This is a genomic window from Pseudoxanthomonas sp., from assembly GCF_035999195.1.
In the GTDB taxonomy this organism is placed as follows: Bacteria; Pseudomonadota; Gammaproteobacteria; order Xanthomonadales; family Xanthomonadaceae; genus Pseudoxanthomonas_A.
The window spans coordinates 451,904-470,442 of sequence record NZ_DASYGY010000004.1; the positions used below are offsets into that span (position 1 = coordinate 451,904).

14 protein-coding genes are annotated in these 18,539 nt (G+C 67.5%); 10 read left to right on the plus strand and 4 right to left on the minus strand.

Going from position 1 to position 18,539, the window contains the following annotated elements:
• The first annotated feature begins 71 nt into the window (after window positions 1-71).
• Together VGN58_RS02840 and VGN58_RS02845 are read left to right on the plus strand one after the other, a co-directional pair.
• Window positions 72-2,243: a bifunctional (p)ppGpp synthetase/guanosine-3',5'-bis(diphosphate) 3'-pyrophosphohydrolase gene (locus VGN58_RS02840; RefSeq protein WP_327481420.1), complete on the plus strand. Its 2,172-nt coding sequence runs from the start codon at window positions 72-74 to the stop codon at window positions 2,241-2,243.
• 251 nt (window positions 2,244-2,494) lie between these two features.
• Window positions 2,495-2,878, plus strand: coding sequence for a RidA family protein (locus VGN58_RS02845; RefSeq protein WP_327481423.1), 384 nt, complete (start codon window positions 2,495-2,497; stop codon window positions 2,876-2,878).
• 92 nt (window positions 2,879-2,970) lie between these two features.
• Here VGN58_RS02845 and VGN58_RS02850 read toward each other — a convergent pair whose 3' ends face one another.
• Window positions 2,971-4,008, minus strand: coding sequence for an AraC family transcriptional regulator (locus VGN58_RS02850; protein ID WP_327481425.1), 1,038 nt, complete (start codon window positions 4,006-4,008; stop codon window positions 2,971-2,973).
• 118 nt (window positions 4,009-4,126) lie between these two features.
• Here VGN58_RS02850 and VGN58_RS02855 point away from each other — a divergent pair, with 118 nt between their 5' ends.
• The 7 genes from VGN58_RS02855 to VGN58_RS02885 all read left to right on the plus strand — a co-directional run bounded on the left by VGN58_RS02855 (window position 4,127) and on the right by VGN58_RS02885 (window position 14,154).
• Window positions 4,127-5,362 (plus strand): parallel beta-helix domain-containing protein, encoded by a 1,236-nt coding sequence (locus VGN58_RS02855; protein WP_327481427.1) that lies wholly within the window; start codon window positions 4,127-4,129, stop codon window positions 5,360-5,362.
• Between the two features lie 9 nt (window positions 5,363-5,371).
• Complete coding sequence (locus VGN58_RS02860; RefSeq protein WP_327481429.1) at window positions 5,372-6,547, plus strand: SO2930 family diheme c-type cytochrome; 1,176 nt, start codon at window positions 5,372-5,374, stop codon at window positions 6,545-6,547.
• A gap of 35 nt (window positions 6,548-6,582) precedes the next feature.
• Window positions 6,583-9,033 carry a TonB-dependent receptor gene (locus VGN58_RS02865; protein ID WP_327481431.1) on the plus strand — a complete coding sequence of 817 codons (2,451 nt, stop codon included), beginning with the start codon at window positions 6,583-6,585 and terminating at the stop codon, window positions 9,031-9,033.
• Between the two features lie 86 nt (window positions 9,034-9,119).
• A complete protein-coding gene (gene recG / locus VGN58_RS02870) occupies window positions 9,120-11,225 on the plus strand; it encodes an ATP-dependent DNA helicase RecG (protein ID WP_327481433.1) in 2,106 nt (701 codons plus the stop codon).
• Between the two features lie 123 nt (window positions 11,226-11,348).
• Entirely contained in the window at window positions 11,349-12,287 is a 939-nt protein-coding gene (locus VGN58_RS02875; protein ID WP_327481435.1) for a nucleoside hydrolase, read from the plus strand.
• 74 nt (window positions 12,288-12,361) lie between these two features.
• On the plus strand, window positions 12,362-12,604 hold the full coding sequence (locus tag VGN58_RS02880; protein WP_162336762.1) for a type B 50S ribosomal protein L31: 243 nt from the start codon (window positions 12,362-12,364) through the stop codon (window positions 12,602-12,604).
• Between the two features lie 260 nt (window positions 12,605-12,864).
• Window positions 12,865-14,154, plus strand: a complete 1,290-nt coding sequence (locus VGN58_RS02885) for a citrate synthase (protein WP_327481439.1) — start codon at window positions 12,865-12,867, stop codon at window positions 14,152-14,154.
• Between the two features lie 58 nt (window positions 14,155-14,212).
• Here VGN58_RS02885 and VGN58_RS02890 read toward each other — a convergent pair whose 3' ends face one another.
• A complete protein-coding gene (locus tag VGN58_RS02890; protein WP_327481442.1) occupies window positions 14,213-14,713 on the minus strand; it encodes an isochorismatase family protein in 501 nt (166 codons plus the stop codon).
• A 104-nt stretch (window positions 14,714-14,817) separates the two neighbouring features.
• On the opposite strand from VGN58_RS02890, the gene VGN58_RS02895 reads away from it, so the two are divergent.
• Window positions 14,818-15,222 carry an Lrp/AsnC family transcriptional regulator gene (locus VGN58_RS02895; protein WP_327481444.1) on the plus strand — a complete coding sequence of 135 codons (405 nt, stop codon included), beginning with the start codon at window positions 14,818-14,820 and terminating at the stop codon, window positions 15,220-15,222.
• A gap of 9 nt (window positions 15,223-15,231) precedes the next feature.
• Here VGN58_RS02895 and VGN58_RS02900 read toward each other — a convergent pair whose 3' ends face one another.
• Both VGN58_RS02900 and VGN58_RS02905 read right to left on the minus strand, forming a co-directional pair.
• Entirely contained in the window at window positions 15,232-15,888 is a 657-nt protein-coding gene (locus VGN58_RS02900) for a hypothetical protein (protein ID WP_327481446.1), read from the minus strand.
• Window positions 15,889-15,992: 104 nt separating this feature from the next.
• Window positions 15,993-18,416 (minus strand): penicillin-binding protein 1A, encoded by a 2,424-nt coding sequence (locus tag VGN58_RS02905; protein ID WP_327481448.1) that lies wholly within the window; start codon window positions 18,414-18,416, stop codon window positions 15,993-15,995.
• Window positions 18,417-18,539: the final 123 nt, after the last annotated feature.

Genomic DNA, 18,539 nt, shown 5'->3' on the forward strand with positions numbered 1-18,539 from the left:
AGCGGGCTTTCCGCGTTTGGGAGCCCGCTAGGCGCGTTGCCGTGGCGACGTGACTGGCATAGTCTGGCGACATGAATTCAGGTCGTACCGCCAAGGCACTCCGCAGCCCCGCCGCATCGCGCGACGAGGGCGTGCCCGAGTACGTCGCCCAGTTCGAGAAAACCGCGTCGTATCTGCCGAAGGAACAGCTGCCGCTGTTGCGGCGTGCGTGGGAGGTCGGTGCCGCCGCGCACGCCGGACAGACCCGCAAATCCGGCGAGCCCTACATCACCCATCCGGTGGCCGTGGCCGGCGTGCTGGCCGAACTGGGCATGGATGCCGAGACGCTGATCGCGGCCATCCTGCACGACACCATCGAGGACACGCCGTTGACCGGCGTGGACATCGCCGCCGAATTCGGCGAGTCGGTCGCCGAACTGGTGGAAGGCGTCACCAAGCTGGACAAGCTGAAGTTCCGCGATCGCCAGGAGGCGGCGGCCGAGAGCTTCCGCAAGATGCTGCTGGCCATGTCGCGCGACCTGCGCGTGATCATGATCAAGCTGGCCGACCGCCTGCACAATATGCGCACCCTGGGTTCGCAGAGCGCCGAAGCGCGCGGACGTATCGCGCGCGAGACGCTGGAGATCTACGCCCCCATCGCGCAGCGGCTGGGCATGAACCTGGTCAAGTCGGAGCTGCAGGATTTGGGTTTTCGCGCGCTGCACCCGTGGCGGCATGCGGTGATCGAGAAGCACATCCGCAGCCAGCCGGTGATGCGCCGCGAGTCGATGGCGCAGATCGAGGCGCACCTGTCGCAGCGCCTGGCCAAGGAAGGCATCGAACACCGCCTGGTCAGCCGGGTGAAGACGCCGTGGAGCATCTACAACAAGATGCGGGGCGAGGGCAAAAGCTTCGACCGGGTGATGGACGTGTTCGGCTTCCGCGTGGTGGTCGACTCCGTGCCGGACTGCTACCACGCGCTGGGCGCCGCGCACGCGCAGTACAAGCCGCTGGACGGACGCTTCCGCGATTTCATCGCCATCCCGAAGGCCAACGGTTACCAGTCGCTGCACACGGTGCTGTTCGGGCCCTACGGGTCGCCGATCGAGGTGCAGATCCGCACCACCGAGATGGACCTGATCGCCGAGCGCGGCATCGCCGCGCACTGGACCTACAAGTTCGGCACCGATTCGCCGAACAGCGCGCAGAACCGCGCCCACGCGTGGATCGTGGAGCTGATCGACAACCAGCGCGCCGCCGGCTCGTCTCTGGAGTTCCTGGACAACGTGAAGGTCGACCTGTTCCCGGACGAGGTCTACCTGTTCACGCCGAAGGGCAAGATCCTGTCGCTGCCGCGCAACGCCACCGCGCTGGATTTCGCTTATGCGGTGCACACCGACGTGGGCAACCAGGCGGTCGCCTCGCGCGTGGACAAGAAGCTGGTGCCGCTGCGTACCAAGCTGGCCAGCGGGCAGAGCGTGGAGATCATCACCGCCAAGTCGGCCGCGCCGAAGCCGCAATGGCTGGAGTTCGTGGTCACCAGCAAGGCGCGCACGGCGATCCGGCATCAGCTCAAGCAGCTGGAACACGAGGACGCGGTGCAGCTCGGCCACCGCATGCTCGACCGCGCGCTGGAAGACCTGGACAGCTCGCTCGAGCGCCTGCCGCAGCAGCGCCTGGAGGCCTTCCTCAGCGAGCACAAGTATCCGCGCCTGGAAGCGTTCCTGGCCGACGTGGCGCTGGGCAACTGGATGCCCTCGCAGGCGGCCCAGGCGTTGACGGCGTTCGCCGAGCTGCGCGCCGGCGGCCACTCCAAGCATTCGCAGGAAAAGATCCTGATCACCGGCGGCGAGCGCGGCGTGGTGAGTTTCGCGCAGTGCTGCCAGCCGATTCCCGGCGACGAGATCATGGGTTACCACACCGCCGGCAAGGGCATCGTGGTCCATCGCCTTGATTGCCCCAACGTCACCGAGTTCCGCAAGTCGCCGGAGCGCTGGGTGCCGATCGCGTGGGACGCGAAGGTCACCGGCGATTACGACGCCGCCCTGCTGATCGACGTGGAGAATCGCCCCGGCGTGCTGGCGCAGGTGGCGGCCGCGGTCGCCAAGAGCCAGTCCAACATCGAGCGTGTCGAGTATCTCGAACGCGACATCAATGTCGCCGTGCTGCGCTTCTCGATCCAGGTGCGCGACCGCAACCATCTGGCCGAAGTGATGCGTCGGCTGCGGCGGCTCAACGTCGTGCATGGCGTGCGTCGGCAGTGATTGGTGATTGGTGATTCGTCATTCGTGATTGGTGATTGGTGATTGGTGATTGGTGATTGGTGATGGTGATGGTGATTCGGCCGTGGCGTAGGGCGGGCCTTGGCCCGCCGTTTTCATGCCCGTGCGTGTGGGGATGGCGACTCGTGTCCATCGCCTGCACCGATCAATTCAATGCCATCGCGATCCGGGTGGTGCCGATGGCGGGCCAAGGCCTGCCCTACGTAGAATCGGGGTTCTGACAGGAGCCCGCCATGACCAAGCAGATCATCCACACCGACCAGGCGCCCGCGGCCATCGGTCCGTATTCGCAGGCCGTCCGTGCCGGCAACACGGTGTACTTCTCCGGGCAGATCCCGCTCGATCCGGCCACCGGCACTCTGGTCGACGGCGATATCGACGCGCAGGCGCGCCGCGCCTTCGACAACCTCAGGGCGGTGGCGGAAGCGGCGGGCGGCTCGCTCGACCGCATCGTGCGGCTGGGCCTGTACCTGACCGACCTGTCGCAGTTCGCGGCGGTCAATGCGGTGATGCAGGACTACTTCGCCGCGCCGTATCCCGCGCGCTCGACCATCGAAGTCTCCGGCCTGCCGAAGGGCGCCGCGTTCGAAGTCGATGCGGTGATGGTGCTGGAGTGAGGGCGGAGGCGTCGTAGAGCCGAGCTTGCTCGGCTCCGCATGCCGTCAGGCATGTCGTCGACACAGCAAGAGACAGCGGGGCAAGCTCCGCTCTACGCGGGCGAGCGTCGGGTCTCGCTCGGCGTATGTCCGGTCCATCGCTTGAACGCCCGGCGGAACTCACGAACGTCGTTGAAGCCGATCTGCGTTCCGACGGCCGCGATAGTGGTTTCGGCATCCTGCAGCAGTTCCAGGGCCCGCTCGGTGCGCACGCGGTCGTGCACGGCGCTGAAGGTGGTGCCTTCTTCGGCGAGCTGGCGGCGCAGCGTGCGCTCGCTCAGGTGCAGTGCGGCGGCGACGTCGGTCATCTGCGGGTTGTCGCGCAGGCGCGGGCGAAGCTGGCGTTCGACGGCGGCGGTGGTCTCGCCGCGCAGCGACATGGCGGTGAGCTGCGCCCGGCACAGGGCCAGCGCCTGTCGCGACGTCACGGGGTTGTAGCTGGCGAACGGCAGCTCCAGCCAGCGCCGGTCGACCACCATCGCGTGGTGGGGCTGGTCGAACCGGATCTCGCAACCGAACAGGTCGTCGTAGCGTGCGGCATAACGCGGCGCCGGATAGCCCAGTTCCAGCCGTAGTGGACGGAACTCCGGCCCCGCCAGTTCGCGCGCCAGCATCAGTGTGCTGGCGAACATCTCTTCGCACAGGAACGGCAGCAGGTCGGCGGCTTCCTCCGGCGCCGTCGCGACCACCGCCAGGCTGCCGTCGTCGCGGTCCTGCATTTCCAGGTCCATCAACGGCCCGAGGTTGCGCTGGTATTCCAGTCCGATCTGCACGGCGTCCCCGAACGTCGGCGCGGTCTTCATCGCCAGCCCGAGCAGGCCGAAGTTGCCGCCGTTCTGCTTCTCGCCCATGGCCAGGCCCACACCGTCGATCGGCAGGGTCGGCAGGGCGCGGCGGATGATCTCGCTGGCCTGGCGGTAGGACACGCGCGCCTGCGGGTCGTGGATCTCCTGCACGTTCAGCCGCATGCCGGCGAACCAGCTTTCGGCCTTCACGCCGAATTCGCCGGCCAGCAGCACCAGGCCGCACAGCATGTTGGTGGGCAGGTTGGCGATCGACAGGCGATGGCCCAGTCCGGTCTTCCAGCGCATCGGAGCCCCTCCAGCTTGTCCGCTTTACCCCCCGTAGTATGCCGCTCCCGCCCTCCGTGCCGCACCTGCCCGCGCACCAGACTGCGGGGCACTACGCAGGCGTATGGGAGGGGACCTCATGCAACGCACCATGTCCGTGGCGGTGGCAGGCGCGCTGGCGCTGGTGGCCGGCGCCTGCCAGCAGAAAGCGCCAGAAGCCGCATCCGTCGCGGCCGCTGATGCCGCCTTCGCGACCACGCTGCAGGAACGGCTGCTGGATGCGAAGCCGGGCGACGTCATCGAGATCCCGGCCGGCCGCCATGCCTTCGACCGCAGCCTCAGCCTGCGCGCCGACGGCGTGACGATCCGCGGTGCCGGCATGGACAAGAGCGTGCTGAGCTTCAAGAGCCAGAAGGCCGGCGCCGAGGGGCTGCTGGTCAACGGCGATGACTTCACCATCGAGAACCTCACGATCGAGGACTCCAGGGGCGACGGCTTGAAGATCAGCGAGTCGTCGAACATCACCATCCGCGGCGTCAAGGTGCAGTGGACCGGTGGGCCGAGCACGAAGAACGGCGCCTACGGCATCTATCCGGTGCTGACGAAGAACGTGCTGATCGAGGACACCGTATCGATAGGTGCGTCCGACGCCGGCATCTATGTCGGCCAGTCCGATGGCGTGATCGTCCGCCGCAGCCGCGCCGAGCAGAACGTGGCCGGCATCGAGATCGAGAACACCATCAATGCCGACGTGTACGAAAACGTGGCGACCGGCAATACCGGCGGCATACTGGTGTTCAACATGCCCGGGCTGTCGCAGCAGGGCGGCAACATCCGCGTCTTCGCGAACAAAGTGATCGCCAACAACCACGAGAACTTCGGCGCCAAGGGCACGCCGGTGGCCAGCGTGCCGGCCGGGTCGGGCATCGTCATCAATTCCAACGACGACATCGAAGTGTTCGGCAACGAGATCCGCGACAACGCGACCGCCAACATCATCGTCTCCAGCGTGTATTCCACCGGTTACAAGGACAGCAGCGCATCGCCGAACTTCGATCCGTACCCCGAGCGGATCTTCATCCACGGCAACACGCTGTCCGGCGGGGGCGATTCACCGGACGGATTCGACCTGAAGGCGCTGAAGGTGGCCACTTACGGCCTGCGCGGCAACTTCCCCGACGTGCTGTGGGATGGCTATTTCAATAGGGACAGGATCGTCGACGGCAGGAAGATCGGGCCGCAGATCTGCCTGCGCAACGTCAACGGCGTCGTGAATGCGGACGGCCCCGGCGGCTACAAGAACCCGAGCAAGGACGCCAAGCTCCACGACTGCGAACTGCCGCGCCTGCCGGCGGTCGACCTGAAGCGCGGTTGAGGACAGCGCATGCGGTGGCGCACGCTGGTCCTGCTGATGGCGCTTGCGGCCGGGGTGCTGCTGTCCGCCTGCCGACCGGCACCGGGCGTGCACTTCTTCGCTGAAGGCCAGCCCGCCACGCTGGAGGAGTGGAGTGTGCTGCGGATCGAGGACGGTCGGCTGCGCCTGAGCGAAGGCGTGGTGCCCTACGACCTCAACACGCCGTTGTTCAGCGACTACGCCCACAAGTTGCGCACGGTCTGGATGCCGGCCGGCACCTCGGCGCGATACCAGCCAGAACACAGCTTCGACTTCCCCGTCGGCACCATCCTCAGCAAGACCTTCTATTACCCGCTGCCCGAAGGAGCGCCGTGGGACGGCAGGTCGGTCGCGCGCACGCCGGCCTCATCCTCTCCGCTCGAAGCGGAGTCGCTGGATCTTTCCAGGGTACGCCTGATCGAAACCCGCCTGCTCGTGCATCGCGCCGAAGGCTGGGTCGCGCTGCCGTACGTGTGGAACGATGCACAGTCCGCCGCCACGCTGAAGCGCACGGGCGAACTGGTCGAACTCGATCTGGTCGATGCGCAGGGCAAGCGCGAGACCGCGAACTACCAGGTGCCGGACCAGAACCAGTGCGGCGGCTGCCACATCACCGACAACAAGTCGCGCAAGCTGCTGCCGATCGGTCCGAAGGCGCGGCACCTGAACCGCGACTTCGACTATGCCGGCGGCAGGGAGAACCAGCTGGCGCATCTGGTGCGCGTCGGTTACCTGACCGGCGTGCCCGCCACGCCACCACGGCTGGCCGATGCGATGGACACGAACGCGCCGCTCGACGCCCGTGCGCGCGCCTATCTGGACATCAACTGCGGCCACTGCCACAGCGCCACGGGGCCGGCGATCACCTCCGGCCTGTGGCTGGACGCGCACACGCAGGACCGCCTGAAGCTGGGCTTCTGCAAGCAGCCGATCGCGGCCGGCAAGGGCACGGGCAACCGCTTGTACGACATCGTGCCGGGTCGCGCGGCCGATTCCATCTTCGATTACCGGCTGGACAGCGACGATCCCGCGATCATGATGCCGGAGCTCGGCCGCTCGGTCGTGCACCGCGAGGGGGTCGATCTGATCCGCGCCTGGATCAACGCGCAGGCGGGCAGTTGCGATACGGCGACCGCGACAGGCAGTGAACCACCGCCGGCCAGCTGAGGCCGGTATCCGTACAACGCTTCCGGGAGGGCGTAATGAAAGTGATGCAGCGGACTCTGGTCGTAGGGCTTCGGCGCGCGCTGTTCGGCGGTTGCGTGGTGCTCGGTGCGGGCGGGACGGCGTGGGCGCAGGCGACGCCGGAAGGCGAACGGCAGGCCACCAACCTCGACACCATCACCGTCACCGCGCAGAGCCGCCAGCAGGAACTGCAGGACGTGCCGATCGCGCTGCAGGTCGTCGACCAGCAACTGCTCGACGATGTCGCGGCGGAGAACCTGGGCGATATCGATGCCTTCGTGCCCGGCCTGGTCGTCGATGCCGCCCAGCCGACGCAACCGTCGTTCCGCCTGCGTGGCGTGGAGACCAACGACTTCGGCATCGGCACCGATCCGGCGGTGGGCATCTTCGTCGATGGCGTGTACGGCGGCCGCGGCGGCGGCGTGCTGCTGCCCTTCCTCGACGTGGAGCGCATCGAGGTGCTGAAGGGGCCGCAGGGTACGCTGTTCGGCCGCAACACCGCCGCGGGTGCGATCTCGCTGGTGACGCGCCGGCCGCAGGACGAGACCGAAGCGCGGCTGCGCCTGCGTCTCGGCAACTACGGCAAACAGTACGTCGATGCGATGTGGAACGTTCCGGTCAGCGACGTCTCGGCGTTCCGGGTGAACGCGCTGTTCAACCACAGCGACGGCTGGTTCCAGGACGGCACCACCGGCCAGGATCTGGGTGGCGAGAACGTCTGGGCCGCGCGCGCGGCATGGCAGCTGCGCATCGGCGACAACACCACTGCGCTGCTGAGCTGGGACCACGAAAGCCTCGATCAGAACGGCCGTGTGACCACCGGCATCGTGCCGTTGCCGGCGTATCCGGCGCTGCCGTCGGTGCCGGTGGACACCGACGACTACCTCGACCCGCGCGAGGTGCCGACCTACAGCGACGCCGAGAACGCGGAGTGGCGCACGTTCGATGGCGTCACCCTGATCGTCGATCACGCCTTCGCCTGGGGCAACCTGACCTCGACCTCGTCCTGGCGCGAGTACGATTCGCTGAACCAGACCGAGGAGGACGGCACCAACCGCGCCGACCTGTACATCGACTCGGTCAACACCGAGAGCAACGAGACCTTCTACCAGGAGTTCAAGTTCGCCGGCAGCAATGCGCGGCTGGACTGGGTGGCAGGCGCCAGCTTCTTCAAGGAGGACGCCCGCCAGACCAGCGAGGTGAACACGAATACCGAAGCGGTGGACAACATCGTGCGCAACCTCGGCATCGCGCCGACGCCGGACGGCAGTCTGTTCGGTTTCACCTCGTTGCTGGCGCAGATGAACGGCATCCCGGTGTCGCTGGTGGGCGACCGCTGGAACGAGCGCTTCAACAACACGCTGTCGACCACCGCCTACGCGGCGTTCGGTGACATCATCTGGCGCGCGAACGACCGGCTCAACCTGACCTTCGGCCTGCGCTATACCCGCGACGAGAAGGACTTCACCTGGCTCAACACGCCTCGCAACGCACCGGAGCTGGAGGCCAAGCTGGCGCTGCTGGAATCGCTGGGCTTCTTCGCCGCGTTGGGGCAGATGGGCATCCCGATCACGCGCGAGCTGCTGACCTTCGACATGGCCTTCATCGACCCGCCGGCGATCGTCAACAAGGGCGTGCTGGTGCGTGACAAGCGCAGCTGGAGCGATGTAAGTCCGCGCTTCGTCGTGGACTACCACCTCGACGACACCACCATGGTCTTCGGTTCGCTGGCCAAGGGCTACAAGGCCGGCGGCTTCAACGCCCTGCAGATCGGCCCGGCGTTCGAGAACGAGGATGTCTGGAACCTGGAAGCCGGCATCAAGCAGTCGTTCGGTCGCTTCGCCTGGAACGCGTCGCTGTTCCACTACCGGTACGACAATCGACAGTCCGTCCGCCTGATCGATCCCGATCCGAACAACCCGGTCGACATCCCGCGTTTCGTCTTCGACACCGGCGACCTGGAAGCGACCGGCGTCGACGTGGACCTGCGCTGGAAGGTGACCGACGGCCTGACGCTGGATGCACAGGCCGAGTGGATCGATTCCAGGTACAAGGACTACGTGACGCCGGAGGGGGTGGACCTGGATGGCGAGGCCACCGGTGAGCCGCGCTTCACCGCGTCGATGGGCGCGGCCTACCGGATCGACCTGGCCGGACATGGCGAACTGCGCTTCTCGGCGCGACATGCGTACCGTGGGCGCAGCCGCTGCAACGCCGGCTCGGACCTGCAGGGCGATTGCGGCGTCAATGCATTGCTCGACATCGGCGAGGCGCGCGACCGCACCGACCTGCGGATCGGTTGGACGGCACCGCAGGGCCACTGGAGCTGGGCGATCTACGGCAACAACGTGTTCGACAACCAGTACGTGAAAGGGCTGAACACCTATGGCCGCGGACCGCTGGGACTGGTGGGCGCCACCATCACCGAGCCGCGCACCTACGGCATGGAAGTGGCCGTGAAGTTCTGATCCGCGCGGCGATGCGCTGGACGTGGGCCCCGGCATCGTGAGGTGCCGGGGTTTTTGTTTGGCGGCGTTCCCGGCATGCTTGCGCGATGCCTGCACGCCGCGATGCGCCCCCCATCGAACTCTCCGCCGAACCCTTGAGCCGCCTGCCCGGCGTGGGCCCGCGCGTGGCCGAGAAGCTCGCCGCGCGCGGACTGGTGACGATGCAGGACCTGTGGCTGCACCTGCCGCTGCGCTACGAGGACCGTACCGCGATCACGCCGATCCGCCTGTTGCAGCCCGGCGTGCCGGCACAGGTGGAAGGGCGCGTGGAGGCGGTGGAGCGCGGCTTCCGCTATCGCCCCGTGCTGCGGGTGGCGGTGGCCGACGAAGGTCACGGCTCACTGGTGCTGCGCTTCTTCCATTTCCGTGCTGCGCAGGTGGCGCAGTTCGCGGTCGGCGCGCGCATCCGTTGCTACGGCACGCCCAAACCCGGCCAGAATGGACTGGAGATCGTCCATCCCAGCTACCGCATCCTCGGCGACGACGATGATGCGGCGTTGGGCGATGCACTGGATCCGGTCTACCCGGCCATCGAGGGTCTGGGGCCGGCGAGCATCCGCAAGCTGGTCGGACAGGCGCTGGAACGGCTGCCGGACAACGATCGGCTCGAACTGCTCCCTGCCACCCTGCTGGCGGGCCTGGGCTTGCCCTCGCTGCGGCAGGCGCTGCTCACCATGCACCGGCCGCCACGCGATGCCGACGTCGCGGCGCTCGCGCTGGGCACGCACCCCGCACAGCGCCGGCTGGCGATCGAAGAACTGCTGGCGCATCACCTGAGCCTGCGCCGGCAGCGGCTGGCGTTGCAGCAGCATCGTGCGCCGGCATTGAAAGGCAAGGGTGCGCTGGTGAAGGCGCTGCTGAAGACGTTGCCGTTCACGCTGACCGGCGCGCAGCAGCGCGTGTTCGCACAGATCCGCGAGGACATCGCCAAGCCCTCGCCGATGCTGCGGCTGGTGCAGGGCGACGTGGGCAGCGGCAAGACCGTGGTGGCTGCGCTGGCGGGCATGCTGGCGGTGGAAGCCGGCAAGCAGGTGGCGCTGGCCGCGCCGACCGAACTGCTGGCCGAGCAGCACCTGGCCAACCTGCGCGCCTGGCTCGAACCGCTGGGCGTGCGCGTGGCCTGGCTGGCCGGCAAGGTCACCGGCAAGGCGCGCGAGACCGTGCTGGCGCAGGTGGCGTCGGGCGAGGCGCAGGTGGTCGTCGGCACGCACGCGCTGATGCAGGAGGCGGTGACCTTCCACGACCTGGGCCTGGCCATAGTCGACGAGCAGCATCGCTTCGGCGTGCACCAGCGCCTGGCGCTGCGCGACAAGGGCGCCGGCGCCAACCGCGTGCCGCACCAGCTCGTCATGACCGCCACGCCGATTCCGCGCACGCTGGCGATGGCGGCCTATGCGGACCTGGACGTGTCCGCGATCGACGAACTTCCGCCGGGCCGCACGCCCGTGCAGACCGTTGCGCTGAGTGCGGAGCGCCGGCCGGAGCTGGTGGAGCGCATCCGCACGGCCTGCGCGGAAGGGCGGCAGGCCTACTGGGTCTGCACGTTGATCGACGACAGCGACGAGGTGGTCGCGCAGGCGGCGCAGACCACGTTCGAGGCACTGTCCGCGTCGTTGTCCGAGGCGCGCGTCGCCCTGGTGCATGGACGGATGAAGGCCGCCGACAAGCAGGCCACGATGCGCCGCTTCAAGCAGGGCGAGATCGACCTGCTGGTGGCGACCACGGTGATCGAGGTCGGCGTGGACGTGCCCAACGCCTCGCTGATGATCATCGAAAACGCGGAACGACTGGGCCTGGCGCAGTTGCACCAGTTGCGTGGCCGCGTCGGCCGCGGCGCAACCGCATCGACCTGCGTGCTGATGTACCAGCCGCCGCTGTCGATGATGGCCAAGCACCGCCTGGCGACGATGCGCCAGACCAACGACGGCTTCGTCATCGCCGAAAAGGATCTGGAGCTGCGCGGGCCCGGCGAACTGCTGGGGACGCGGCAGACCGGCCTGGCCGCATTCCGCGTGGCCGACCTGGCGCGCGATGCGGGCCTGCTGCCGCAGGTGCATGCGCTGGCGGAGCGCCTGCTCGCGGACGATCCGGCGGCGGCGGACCGCGTGATCCATCGCTGGGTGGGCGGGGCGGCGAGATACGCCTCGGCGTAGAGCCGAGCGTGCTCGGCCGAGCAAGTCCGTTGCAGCGGAGCGGGCTCCGCTCTACAGGCCCCGCGCTTCCCTGGCATCGCCTGCGGTGCGAGACTCGACGGCCAAGAAGACGAAGAGAAGAAGATGACGGAGAGGATTCCCCTGCTGATCGACACCGATCCCGGCGTCGACGATGCGCTGGCGCTGCTGATGGCGTTCAACGACGCGAGGCACGACATCGTCGGCCTGACCATCGCGGCCGGCAACGTCGGCCTGCAGCACACCGTGCGCAATGCGCTGAAGCTGTGCGAAGTCGCGGGCCGCGACGACATCCCGGTGTTCGCCGGCGCACCCGCGCCCCTGCTGCATCCGTCGCCGGATGCGGGGTATGTGCACGGGCAGGATGGCTTCGGCGATGTCGGCTATGCCCCGGCCGCGCGCCAGGCGGACGCCGAACACGCGGCCCTGGCCATTCTGCGCCTGTCGCACGAATACGCCGGCCGGCTGGTGCTGGTCGCACTGGGGCCGCTGACCAACATCGCGCTGGCGCTCAAGCTCGACCCCTCGCTGCCGCAGCGGATCGCACGCTTCGTGGTGATGGGCGGGGCGGTGACCTGCCATGGCAACATCACCCCGGCCGCCGAGTTCAACTTCTACTTCGACCCCGAAGCCGCGCATCTGGTCCTGGAGGCCTTCGACCGCTACGACCTGGCCGACTGGGAGGCCACCATCGCCCATGGCCTGCACCATGAGCGGGTGGCGGGCTGGCTGCGTGCCGATACCGACCGCGCCCGCTTCTACGACCGCATCTCCGGGAAGACCCGCTCGTGGTCGGCCGACCGTCGCGGCGATCACTGGTTCGCCGCCGACGCCCTGGCCATGGCCTTCGTGCTGGCGCCGGAGGGCGCGCTGGAACTGGCCGAGCGCCCGCTGGCCATCGAGCTGCAGGGCGCCCACGCCCGTGGCGCGTCGGTGGTCGATTGGCGCCGGGAAAGCGGCCGGCCCGACAAGGCCAACATCCTGCTGCGCTACGACCAGGCCCGCTTCGAGGCCCTCATCGAGGCGACCCTGGCGGCCGGCTGAGGACAGGCTTGCACGGGATTGGCGGGGCGGTTTACAATGCCGCTCTTCCATTCCCGCTACACGGTGTTACCGCCATGAAGGCCGACATCCACCCGAATTACCGCGAAGTCGTCTTCCACGACGTGACCTCCGATTTCAAGTTCCTGACCCGCTCCACGCTGGGCAGCAAGGAAACGACGAAGTGGGAAGACGGCAACGAGTACCCGTTGATCAAGGTCGAAATCTCCTCGGCCTCGCACCCGTTCTACACGGGCAAGCACAAGGTCATCGACACCAGCGGCCGCATCGACAAGTTCCAGAAGCGCTACGCGCGCTGACCGGACCGTCGTTCGCCTGACCCGCCTGCGGCCGCGCCTTGTGCGCGGCCGTTCGCATTTGCGCCCGCGCGATCGTGCCTCGTGCCGGAACGCAGGGTTGCGTCCACTGCCTCATTCTTTGGTCTGACTTTGGTGCGGTATCGAGCGACGGCTCCAGACCGCTGTGCGATAATTCGGTTCATCCAAGGCTCATGGCCTGGACTCCCGTCACGCGCCGCCCGGACCTCTGGCCGGCGTTACCCCACGAAGGAGCGCACACTGTGTCCGAACTTGACCAGGTCACGCTGAATGCCGGCGACAAATCCGTCGTCCTGCCAGTCCTGAAACCCACGCTTGGCAACGACTGCGTCGACATCTCCAAGCTGACCAAGGAAACGGGTCTCTTCACCTACGACTCCGGTTTCACCGCCACGGCCAGCTGCAAGTCGGCCATCACCTACATCGATGGCGACCAGGGCGTGCTGTTGTACCGCGGCTATCCCATCGAGCAGCTGGCCCAGCATTCCAGCTTCCTGGAAGTGTCGTACCTGCTGATGAACGGCGAACTGCCGACCCCGGCCGAATTCGCCAAGTTCGAGCATGAAGTCACGCATCACACGATGATGCACGAGTCGTTGAAGAACTTCCTGCACGGCTTCCACTACGATGCGCACCCGATGGCGATGCTCGCCGGCACGGTCGCCTCGCTGTCGGCGTTCTACCACGACACGCTCGACCAGGAAGACCCGGAACAGCGCCGCCTGGCCGCCATCCGCCTGCTGGCGAAGATGCCGACCCTGGCGGCCGCCGCCTACCGCTACTCGATCGGCTGGCCGATCCGCTACCCGCGCAACAACCTCGAGTACGTCGACCGCTTCCTGCACATGATGTTCGAAGTGCCGAGCGAGCCGCTCGAGGTGAACCCGGTGGTCGCCAAGGCGCTGGACCTGCTGTTCATCCTGCACGCCGACCACGAACAGAACGCGTCCACCTCGACCGTGCGCCTGGTGGGCTCGACCGGCGCCAATCCGTACGCCTCGGTCGCCGCCGGCATCACCGCCCTGTGGGGCCCGGCGCACGGCGGCGCCAACGAGGCCGTGCTGAAGATGCTGGAAGAGATCGGCGATGCGAAGAACGTCGCCTCGGCCGTCGCCAAGGCGAAGGACAAGGAATCGGGTTTCCGCCTGATGGGCTTCGGCCACCGCGTCTACAAGAACTTCGATCCGCGCGCCAAGATCATCCGCGAGATGACCCACAAGGTGCTCGGCGAACTGGGCGTGGACGATCCGCTGCTGGAAGTGGCGATGCGGTTGGAAGAGGCCGCGCTGAAGGACGAGTACTTCATCCAGCGCAAGCTGTATCCGAACGTCGACTTCTACAGCGGCATCATCTACAAGGCGCTGAAGATCCCGACCGAGATGTTCACCGTCATGTTCGCCATCGGCCGCACCGCCGGCTGGGTGTCGCACTGGCTGGAGCAGCAGGTCGACCCGGAGGCCAAGATCGGCCGTCCGCGCCAGATCTACACCGGCTACGCACCGCGCGACTACGTGCCGACCGACAAGCGCTGATCCTGTGGCGCAGAGGAAGCAGGAAAGGCCCCGCAAGGGGCCTTTTCTTTCTGGTGCGTCAGGCGTCGGGCTCCACCGTCACGCGGGTCGACAGGCCATGCAGGGCGAAACCGTGGATGGCTTCGTTGATCGTGGTCGTGCAGTCCGACAAGACGCTGACATCGAAGCGCTCTGCGTCCGGCGACAGCGCGGTGAACACCACGCAGTTCTGCGTCATCATGCCCGCGATGCGCAGGCGGGTGACGCCCAGGTCCGCCAGCACGTTGGCAAGTCCGGTCTGGTGGAAGCTGTCGGCGTGCCGCTTCACGACCACGGGTGCGTCGGGCGCGGCCGCGCGTATGCGGGCATGGATCTCCACGCCCGGCGTGCCGGCCCGGAACAGCGGACTATCGGCCGCGGCGGCCACGTGCTGGACCAGGATCACCTGTTCGCCCCGCGAGCGTGCGCGGTCGATGGCCGCAACGATGGCATCGAGCGTGGTCTCGGCGTTCCAGAGCGGGAATGCGCCGCCTGAAAAGTAATCGTTCTGTACGTCGATGATGAGCAGGGCGGTGGTCATGGGTTGCCTGGCGGAGGGATGTCGCGTCATCGTAGGGATCGACGGCGCAGGCAGTAATTGCAGTCCGCAAGAAGGCGCGCGGTTTTCCTTGAGGATCGAAAGACATGCCCCTCGACAAGATGGACCGGACCATCCTCTCCGCCTTGGCGCGCGATGGCCGCATGGCGTGGCAGGCCATCGGCCGTCAGGTGCACTTGACGGGACAGGCGGTGGCGACGCGCGTGCAGCGGATGATGGACGACGGCACGATCCGGGGGTTCACCGTGCTGCGCGGCGACCTGCGGCGCTATTTCATCACGGTGTTCATGGACACCCCGCAGTTCGATGCGTTCGAGGCGTTCCTGCGATCGCATGCCGACGTGGAGAGCGCCAGCAAGATCGCCGGCGAGGGCTGCTATCACGTGACGCTGGCCTGTGGGCGTGATGCGGACCTGGATGCGTTCACCCAGGCGCTGCTGCGGTATGGCCGCTACAAGGTCGCCAGCGAGATGCGGCGCGTGACGCCGTAGGTCGTCGGCTCAACGGCGCGCGGCGTCCAGTTCGTAGCCTGCGATGTCTTCTTCGGTGAGCAGCCGGCGCAGTTGCGCGGCCGATGCCCGTCGCATGGGCTTCTCGTCGACGCTGGACAGCGGTGCCTGCCGCAACGCGTCGTGGGGCAGCACCGTCAGGTCGAAGCTCAGTTCCTCCGCGCTGAATATCCATACCGGCACGTCGGCCACGCGCTCGCGGTCCATGCGGAGCCGGCGCTCGCGCGAGTCGGCCGGGATGCGATGTTCTTCGAGGAAGCGGGTCACGGCGTCCGGGTCATCGCTGTGGACATGCAGGTGGACGGGCGTGCCGGCATCGGCCGTGCCCTCTAGCACCGGCCCGACCAGGCGTGGCGAAAACCCGGAAAGGAAGTCCAGCGCGCGCAGGGCCGCTTCGCGTCGCTGCCGGAGGCCCGCCACGTGCGCCTCGCCGGCGAACAGGCGCTGGTACTCGCGCAGTGCCTCTTCGATCTCGCGGTTGCGGGGCAGGGAGGCGTCGTCGTGGATGCCCAGCCGGCTGGCGGCCTTGAGCTTGGCCTGGTGGAAATCGCGGATGCCGCCTTCGGCCATCAGTCGGGCGGCTTCGTGTGCAAGGCGCTGGCGGCGTTCGCGGGTGCGCGTTTCGGCGTGCTGACGGGCGTGGTGCATGGCGAGCCTCCGCGTCGAAACTGACCGCGAATGTACACCATGCGCCCGACGTGTCGATGACCGCGCACGCGCGCCGTCATGGGATCTTCAGCGGATGCGCACGATCAGAAGATGTCGAACGCTTCCTCGTCCGGCACGGCGTCTTCGGGACCGTACAGGTCGTAATCCTGGATGCGGTCCATGTCCTCGACCTTGACCCATTCGGTCACGCCGTTGAGGGTGGCCTGGACCATGCCCTCCGGCGGGTCGTTCGCCGCGACCGGCGCGTCCTTCAGTGCGGCCCGCATGTAGTCGATCCAGATCGGCAGCGCGGCCTTGCCGCCGTACTCGCGATAACCCAGCGACTGGAAGTTGTCGCGGCCCACCCAGACCACCGTGGCGTAGTTGCCGCCGAAGCCGCCGAACCAGGCGTCGCGGTGGTCGTTGGTCGAGCCGGTCTTGCCGCCCACGTCTTCGCGCCCCAGCACCTTGGCCGCCGTGCCGGTACCGCGCTGGACCACGTCGCGCATCATCGACACCAGCTGGTAGGCGGTGCGCTCGTCGATCGCGCGCGGCGCCGTCACCGCGTTCGGGTCGACCGGCTTCTCCTCCGCCTTGGGCTTCGCCGCTGCGGGCGTCGCCGGTTTGGCGGCCTGCGCGGGACCGAAATTGAAGCCGTCCACCACCTGCGCGGCCGCCGCGCTGGTGCCGTACTGGCCGGTGCCGCAGCCGCGGCAGGCGACGGCCGGGTTCTCCTTGAACACCACGTTGCCTTCGCGGTCCTTGACCTGGTCGATGAACCAGGGCGTCACGCGCGAGCCGCCGTTGGCGAACACGGCATAGCCGCGGGCCACCGACAGCGGCGTCAGCGAGGCCGTGCCCAGTGACATGGACAGGTTGGGCGGCAACTCGGCCTCGTCGAAGCCGAACTGGCTGATGTACGTGCGCGCGAACGGCACGCCGATGCCGTCGAGCAGACGCACCGACACCAGGTTGCGCGACTGCACGAGGGCCTCGCGCAGTCGCATGGGGCCGCGGAAGCCGCCGCCGTCGTTCTGCGGACGCCACATGTGTCCGCGGCGGTCGCGGAATACGACCGGCGCATCCAGCACGATCGAGGCCGGGTTGAAGCCCTTCTCGAACGATGCCGCGTACAGGAACGGCTTGAAGCTGGAGCCCGGCTGGCGACGCGCCTGGGTGGCGCGGTTGAACTTGTTGCCGGCGAAGCTGTAGCCGCCGACCAGCGCGCGGAGAGCGCCGTTGTTGGCGTCCAGCGAAACCAGGGCGGCCTGCGCGCGCGGGACCTGGTCGATCACGTAGGTGCCTGCTTCCTTGCCCGCCTTGATGCGGGTCAGGTCGCCGCGCTTGAGCAGCCTGGCGGGCGAGCGTCCGGTCCATTTGCTGGCGGCGACGGGCAGGGTGATTTCCTTGCCATCGGCCATCACCACCGTGGCGCTGCCATCATCGGCCACGCGTGCCACCACGACGGGGAGCAGTCCGTTCTGGGCGGGAATGCCGCGCAGATGGGTGGCCAGGGCCGCCGCATCGGCATCGGCGGCCACGTCGAAGTGCTGCTCGACGCCGTTCCAGCCGTGGCGGTGGTCGTACAGGCCCAGTCCATCACGGACGGCGTCGTTGGCGGCGGCCTGCAGGGTGGCGTCAAGCGTGGTGGTGACGTGGTAGCCCTTGGTCAGCGCCTCCGGACCGAAGCGCGCGATCATCTCCTGGCGCACCATTTCGGCCACATACGGAGCGTAGACCTCGACCGGCCGCTCGTGCGGCTTGGCGTGCATGGGTTCGGCCTTGGCCTGCGCGGCTTCGGCGGCGGTGATGTAGCCGTCCTCGCGCATGCGCTCGACCACGTAGGCGCTGCGTTGCTGGTTGCGGCCGGGGTTGCTGATGGGGTTGCCGCTGGAGGGGAATTTCAGGGCACTGACCAGGGTGGCGGCTTCGGCCAGGGTCAGCTGGTCCAGGGTCTTGCCGTAGTAGTACTCGGCGGCGGCGGCAACGCCGTAGGAGCGGTTCCCGAAGAAGCTCTTGTTGAGGTACAGCTCCAGGATCTCGTCCTTGGTCAGCATGTTCTCGATGCGCATGGCCAGCATCATTTCCACCAGCTTGCGGGTGTAGCTGTACTCCGAGCTGAGGAACCACTGCCGGGCGACCTGCTGGGTGATCGTGCTGCCGCCGGCCACGCGGCCTTCCTTGCGGCTGACGATCTGCCAGACCGCCCGGGCGATGCCGGTCGGGTCGATGCCGTTGTGCTCGTAGAACTTGCTGTCCTCGGCGGCGATGAAGGCCTGCTTGACCCGGGCCGGGACCTGGTCGATCTGCACCGGATAGCGGCGGATCTCGCCGTACAGGCCCATCAGCCGGCCGTCGCTGGCGTAGATGTAGAGGGGTTCCTGCAGCTCGACGCTGCGCAGGGACTGGATGTCCGGGACCTTGGCTGAGACCGTGTAGTACAGCACCCCCAGGCCGACCGCGCCGGCGAGGGCAAGTATCAGGAACGTGATGAGGGTCCAACGGAGAAGACGACGGAAACGGGACATCCAGTGCTTTCCGATTGCAGAATTCGTAACGGCAGAGTATAGATGACCGCTGGGATCGCCACAGGTGATCCCAAGGGGAACAGGGACTTGGGGAACAACCCTCGTGAAACGTGACAAGCCGCA